The sequence below is a fragment of the Streptomyces sp. CLV115 genome, from assembly GCF_038448545.1.
In the GTDB taxonomy this organism is placed as follows: domain Bacteria; phylum Actinomycetota; class Actinomycetes; order Streptomycetales; family Streptomycetaceae; genus Streptomyces; species Streptomyces sanglieri.
This window is the reverse complement of the sequence record NZ_JBCEWQ010000264.1, coordinates 1-6,051: the sequence shown is the minus strand read 5'-3', so window position 1 is coordinate 6,051 and position 6,051 is coordinate 1. Positions and strand designations below refer to the sequence as shown.

Below are 6,051 nucleotides of genomic sequence, written 5' to 3'. Positions count from 1 at the left end.
GCTTGCCGGCCCCGCCCGGCCTCACCGCGTCCGACGCCGAGTCGAAGCGGTCGTCGAGGCTGTCGGGCGCGTCGCTCGTCCCGGTGTCCCGGGCGTTCTCGTCGTACAGCCTGCGCCACCAGTCGTCCTCGTTGGCGGCGGGCTTCTCCCCCTGCTGACTCATGCCCTTATTGTCGACCGCGAGGGCCGTACGAAAACGGGTCATCCGGAAATAGTGACCGCGAACATGGGTCCGCCGGGCGGCCCCACCCCCCACGGGAAGGACGCCCGGCGGACCGGTCAGTCGGTGATCAACGCACGGCGTACGCGTCGTTCACGGTCTGGATGACGGAGTTGCCGTTGGCGTCCGTCAGTTCGGTCTTCAGGGTGACCGGCTTGCCGGCCGCGCCCGCGTGGTTCACGGTCGCGGTCCAACGGCCGCCCTGCTGTGCGGTGGTGGCTTCGTTCCAGGTCTCGCCACCGTCGTACGAGTACGAGACCTTGGCGGCGACCAGCTTGCCGGGCGTGTAGCCGGCGTGGCCGCTGACGCTCAGGCCGATCTTCTGACCGTCCTTCGCCGCGAGGGTCTTGAGCCCGTCCGTGTCCAGGTCGTAGCCCGGGAAGAGCAGCGGGATCCCCTGGGAGTAGACGTTCTCGTCCCGCTTCGAACGGAACTTCCAGGTGGTCTCGGTGCTGGTGGACCGCTTCCACACGGCGGCGGGCTGTCCGAACCGGGAGGTCCTCATGGTGAGTTCGTACGCGGCGTCCTCCGCCGGGACGGTGAACACCCCGGACGGCCAGCCGGTCTCGCCGATCAACTTGCCACCGCTGCTCAGGCTCAGGTTGCCGACGTCGCCGAAGGAGCCCTGGAGTCCGGCGTGCTCGCTGTCGCTCCAGAAGCCCGGGGCGACGCCGATCAGGTTGTCCTGACGCTCGGCGGCGAGCTGGAGCCTGCCGGCGGCGTCGCGCGGGGCGGCCGGGGCCGGGATGCCCCGGTACCAGTTCTCCGTGCGCTTCGAGCCCGCCGTGTAGGTGCGCGGCTGGTCGGTCATCAGCTCGCCCCAGGGGAAGCTGGAGGAGAGGTATCGCACCCAGGCGGTGTCGCCCGCCGAGTAGTACTCGGTGCGCTTGCCGGGGGCGGCGACGACGTCACTGGCCGCGGAGAAGACACCGCCGTACGGGCGGTTGATGATCATCGTGTCGACGTAGTCGGCGGCGACGCCCATCGCCTCGTAGCCGGCCGTGACCTTGCCGAGCTTGGTGTCGCGGACCTTGTAGGTCCGGTCCGAGGTGATCGGGCCGGTCTCGGGGAACGCGAGGTTGTAGACGAACGGGCTGACCGCGGTGGCCTTCCAGCGCAGCGTGACCGGGCCGTCGGCCAGGGCGGCCTTCAGCGCGGCGGCCTCGTCCGCCTCGATGCCGAGCGCGGGCAGTGCCGCCTGGGCGTAGCCGACGGTCGGGTGCCACGGTCCCGCGGAGGGGCGGTGGGCGATGACGGCCTTCGCGCCCGCGGCCTTCGCGTCGCGCGTCAGGGCGTACAGGTTGTTGTCGTCGTCACCGACCTCGACCAGGGCGATCCTTCCGGCGACGCCCGCGGCCTTCAGCTCGTCGGGGGTGCCGGTTCCGGCGTCGACGAGTGCGGCCTCGCCCGTGCCGTCGAGGTTGACGGAGCCGTTGCCGGCCGCCTTCGGGTGCAGTTCGGCGCCGCCGACGACCGAGAGCCTGTCGATCTGCGGGGCGTAGGCGCGCCAGAAGCTGTCGAACTCGAAGTCGCCGTCGCTCGCCCTGCCCTGCACGTCGGCCAGGTAGTTCTTGATGTCGGAACCGGCGGTGACGGAGCCCGAGTGCAGCCAGACGTCGTCCCAGCTGCGGCCGAACGCCAGCGTGGTGGAACGGTTCTCGGTGGTGCGGTCCTCGGTCTTCACCTGGATCCGGTGGGCCTTGCGGGCGTCCAGGACCAGGGTGGTGTCCTTGGTGACGTTCAGCTGCGGCCGCGCGAGGTAGGCGAGGGACTCCGCCATGTTGCCGGTGGCGTCCGCCGGGTCGGGCGAGGCGACGAAGCTGGACACGAAGTACGCGCCGGGGCGCACCTGGTAGACCTGGTCGGTCGCGCCGTCGTTGAAGCGGCGCTCGCCGCTGGAGGTGTCGGTGCCGATGACGTCCAGCGAGGAGGCGCCGGCGGCGGGCCTGCCGGTGCGGTCGACGAGCTTGACCCGCAGGGTGACGGTCTCGGCTCCGACGTACAGCGAGAACGGAGTGGAGACCTTGGCGCCGCCGGGGCCGGTGGCCAGCACCCGTCCGGTGACATCGCCGTACTGGGCGGCCTTCAGCTTCGCCGTCGGGTCGATCTGCAGCGGAACCTTGACGGTGGCCCCGGCCGGCACGGTGACGGTGCGGGCGTCGAGCCTGGCGACGGAGGAGCGGACGGCCGAGCCGTCGTTCCCGGTGACGCCCCGGACGCTCAGCGAGAGCTTGACCGGCTCGGTGCCGGAGTTGGTGTACGGGAGGTCGACCGTGGTGCGGTCGGTGCGGTCCTGCGGCCAGTTGAAGGTGCCGCCCTGGACGGCGGGCGCGCCGACGACAGTGGTGTCGATGGCGGCCTTGACGTCGAGGCGGCCACCGCCCGTCTCGCGTACGTCACCGGGGATGTCGCTCTTCGCGGACGACACCAGGGCCGCCTTGATCTGCTGGGCGGTCCAGTCCGGGTGGCGCTGCTTCACGATGGCCGCGGCGCCCGCGACATGCGGGGTGGCCATCGACGTACCGGACATCGACTGGTACGCGTAGATGCCGCGGCCGCCGGCCGCGGCGGCCGAGATCGCGACGCCGGGGGCGGCGATCTCGGGCTTGAGGGTGTGCGATCCGATCGCGGGGCCGCGGCTGGAGAACTGGGCCGTGGTGTCGTCGCGGTCGACGGCGCCGACGGTCAGCACGCTGGGGGCGCAGCCGGGCGAGGAGACGGTGTTCAGCGTCGGGCCCGCGTTGCCGGCCGCGATCACGAACAAGGTGCCCTTGTTCTGCGCGAGTTCCTCGGCGGCGACACTCATCGGGTCGGTGCAGTCGGTCGGTTCCTGGCTGCCCAGGCTCATGGAGACGACGTCGGCCTTCTGGTCGACGGCCCACTGCATGCCGGCGATGATCCAGGACTCGGCGCCGGAGCCGCTGTCGTTGAGGACCTTGCCCGCGAGCAGGTCGGCGCCGGGGGCGACGCCCTTCTTCTTGCCTCCGCTGGCCGCGCCGGTGCCGCCGACGGTGGAGATGGTGTGGGTGCCGTGGCCCTGCCGGTCGTCGGTGGAGTCGGAGTCGGTGAAGTTCTCCGAGGCGGCGACCCGGCCCTTGAGGTCGGGGTGTTCGGCGTCGACACCGGTGTCCAGGACGGCGACCTTGGTGCCCTTGCCGTCGTATCCGGCGGCCCAGGCGAGGTCGGCGCCGATCTGCTTGGTCGACTTGTCGAGGGTGGCCCGAACCTTGCGGTCGAGCCAGAGCTTCTTCACGCCGGAGGCGGAGCGGGAACGGGTGTTGGTGACGTCCGCCCAGAAGTCGGCGGCCTTCTCCTTGTCCGCCTTGAGCGCGACGCCGTCGATGGCGTCGAGCGCGAGTCCGCGCTTCGCGCCGCGCGGGGCGGCGAGCGAGGCGCGGGCCTGGCCCTTGCCGTAGACCGCGATCAGGGGCATCGACTTGGTGTGCGCGTCGTCGTAGCCCTGCCGGATGAGGCCGGTGACGTTGAAGAGTTCCTCGTCCACCTTGCCCGCGGCCAGCGCGGCGACGGCGGTGTCGGGGTAGGCATAGAGGTTCTTGCCGGACTGCCTGGTCTGGAGGAGGGGCACGGTCCCGTCCTCGCGGGGCAGTGCGGTGACCGACGCGGCCCCCGAACTGTCCGTGCTCACCAGGACCTTGTCGCCGGTGACCAGCGTCACGGTGACGGGCTCGGCCTGCTTGGCGTCGGCGGCGGCGCTGCCGGTCAGTGCTCTCTTCCCCGTCGCTCCGTCCTGCGGCTGTGCCGCGGACGGTGCGATCGCGGTGACGGCCAGGACGGCGGCGGTGGCCGCCCCCAGTGCCGTGCGCGATATCGGACGCATCGCTCTCCCCAAGTGAATCCGGAACCAATCCGCGCAAACCGCAGTCTTCCGGAGGTTGTTGGTACTTCGGTGGCGCCACATTGGCAGAGCGACGAGCGATAAAGGGATGATGTACACGGCGGGTTTACGCCGTGGCCGCTTTCCGCCATGGCCGGACGCCCGGCGACAGCGACATCGTGCGGAATCACTGCGTCCGGGAGGGGTCCGGGGATGCTGGGAGCCATAGGGCTCGACGAGATACAGGAGTCGGCGTACCGAGCGCTCGTGGCGGTGGGGGCGGCGGAGGTCGCCGATCTCGCGCACCGGCTGGCGCTTCCGGAGCCGGACACCGAGCGGGCCCTGCGCAGGCTGGAGCAGCACGGTCTGGCCGCGCAGGCGTCGGCGCGCACGGGGCGCTGGGTGGCGGCTCCCCCCGGTGTGGCGCTCGGGGCGCTGCTGACCCAGCAGCGTCATGAGCTGGAGCAGGCGGAGCTGGCGGCGGCGTTGCTCGCCGAGGAGTACCGGGCGGAGGCCGCCGAACCGGCCGTGCACGATCTGGTCGAGGTGGTGACCGGGGCGAGCGCGGTCTCGCACCGCTTCCACCAGTTGCAGCTCGGCGCGACGAGCGAGGTGTGCGCCCTGGTCACCGGGAAGCCGATCGCCGTCAGCGGGATGGAGAACGAGGCGGAGGAGCAGGCCGCGACGCGCGGGGTGTCCTACCGGGTGGTGGTCGAGCGCGAGCTGCTCTCGCTGCCGTCCGGGATCACGGAGCTGTCGGCGGCGCTGAGCCGGGACGAGCAGTGCCGGGTGATCGACCGGGTGCCGACCAAGCTGGTCGTCGCCGACGGCTCGCTGGCGATGGTGCCGCTGACCGGGCGCGGCGCCGAGCCCGCCGCCCTGGTGGTCCATGCCTCCGGGCTGCTGGAGTCGCTGATGGGGCTCTTCGAGGCGGTGTGGCGCGAGGCGATGCCGCTCAGGCTGGGCGAGGGCGACCGACCCCAGGACGAGGCGACGGGGCCCGATCCGACGGATCTGGAGATCCTGTCGCTGCTGCTGGCCGGGCTGACGGACGCGAGCGTGGCGAAGCAGCTGGAGCTGGGGCTGCGGACGGTACAGCGACGGGTGAAGGGCCTGATGGAGCTGACCGGCGTGTCGACCCGGCTGCAGCTGGGCTGGCACGCCTACGAGCGGGGCTGGGTGGCCCGCACCCCACGGATCTGAACGGTCCGGCACAGTCGCCGCGACTGCGCACCGCTACTGCTCCGACACAAGCCCTGAGCTGCACCGACGGCCGCCGTCCCCGGGGTGCGCTGACGGGCGGGACCGGCCGGACTCCGGCAGGCTGGTGAGATGAGTGTGTGGCAACTCGTCGCCGTCGGGCTCGTCATGCTCCTCGGCCTGCTGGGCGTACTGGTGCCGGGGGTGCCCGGGCAGGCGATCGTCTGGGCCGCCGTGCTGTGGTGGGCGCTGACCGACATGACGCCGGTCGCCTGGGGCGTTCTCATCGGCGCCACCGCGCTGCTGCTGCTGAACCAGGCGCTGAAGCCGCTGCTGCCACCGCGCCGCCCGCACGAGACGGGGGCGCCGCGCAAGACCCTGACGCTCGGCGGGATCGGCGCGATCGTGGGCTTCTTCGTGGTGCCGGTGATCGGGGCGGTCGCCGGTTACGTGGGGACCGTCTACGGGGCGGAGCGGCTGCGGCTCGGCAGTCACGGGGCGGGGTGGACATCGGTGCGCTCGGTGATGCGGGCGACCGGCTGGTCGGTACTCGTCGAGCTCTTCGCGTGTCTGCTGGTGACGGGAGCCTGGCTCGGCGCGGTGATCTGGGGCTGATCACCTCCCACCCTTGTGACATCTGGCTGGACGGTGTCCAGATACCCGGAAACACATCGGATCTCTCCTGCTCCATTGACGGAACAATGGCCCGCGCCTACCTTCCCTGAAGGTATAGCTCGGATGAATTGAAGCGCCTGCGTACGAGTCGCCAGGAGAAGCCTTGCCCACAGCACCGGAC

At 71.4% G+C, this 6,051-nt stretch carries 3 protein-coding genes and 1 pseudogene; 2 read left to right on the top strand and 2 right to left on the bottom strand.

Annotated features, from left to right (window positions below):
* Both AADR41_RS43075 and AADR41_RS40675 read right to left on the bottom strand, forming a co-directional pair.
* A pseudogene (locus tag AADR41_RS43075) lies at positions 1-163 on the bottom strand (protein phosphatase 2C domain-containing protein); the annotation flags it as partial.
* A gap of 127 nt (positions 164-290) precedes the next feature.
* Complete coding sequence (locus AADR41_RS40675) at positions 291-4,058, bottom strand: S8 family peptidase (RefSeq protein WP_342287372.1); 3,768 nt, start codon at positions 4,056-4,058, stop codon at positions 291-293.
* Between the two features lie 210 nt (positions 4,059-4,268).
* Here AADR41_RS40675 and AADR41_RS40670 point away from each other — a divergent pair, with 210 nt between their 5' ends.
* Together AADR41_RS40670 and AADR41_RS40665 are read left to right on the top strand one after the other, a co-directional pair.
* A complete protein-coding gene (locus tag AADR41_RS40670) occupies positions 4,269-5,258 on the top strand; it encodes a helix-turn-helix transcriptional regulator (protein ID WP_342287370.1) in 990 nt (329 codons plus the stop codon).
* A 129-nt stretch (positions 5,259-5,387) separates the two neighbouring features.
* Entirely contained in the window at positions 5,388-5,870 is a 483-nt protein-coding gene (locus tag AADR41_RS40665) for a DUF456 domain-containing protein (RefSeq protein WP_342287369.1), read from the top strand.
* Positions 5,871-6,051 lie beyond the last annotated feature (181 nt).

Coding starts and splice junctions, on each gene's coding strand:
- AADR41_RS40665 (WP_342287369.1), top strand. CDS start 5,388: ATGAGTGTGTGGCAACTCGTCGCCGTCGGGCTCGTCATGCTCCTCGGC.
- AADR41_RS40675 (WP_342287372.1), bottom strand. CDS start 4,058: ATGCGTCCGATATCGCGCACGGCACTGGGGGCGGCCACCGCCGCCGTC.
- AADR41_RS40670 (WP_342287370.1), top strand. CDS start 4,269: ATGCTGGGAGCCATAGGGCTCGACGAGATACAGGAGTCGGCGTACCGA.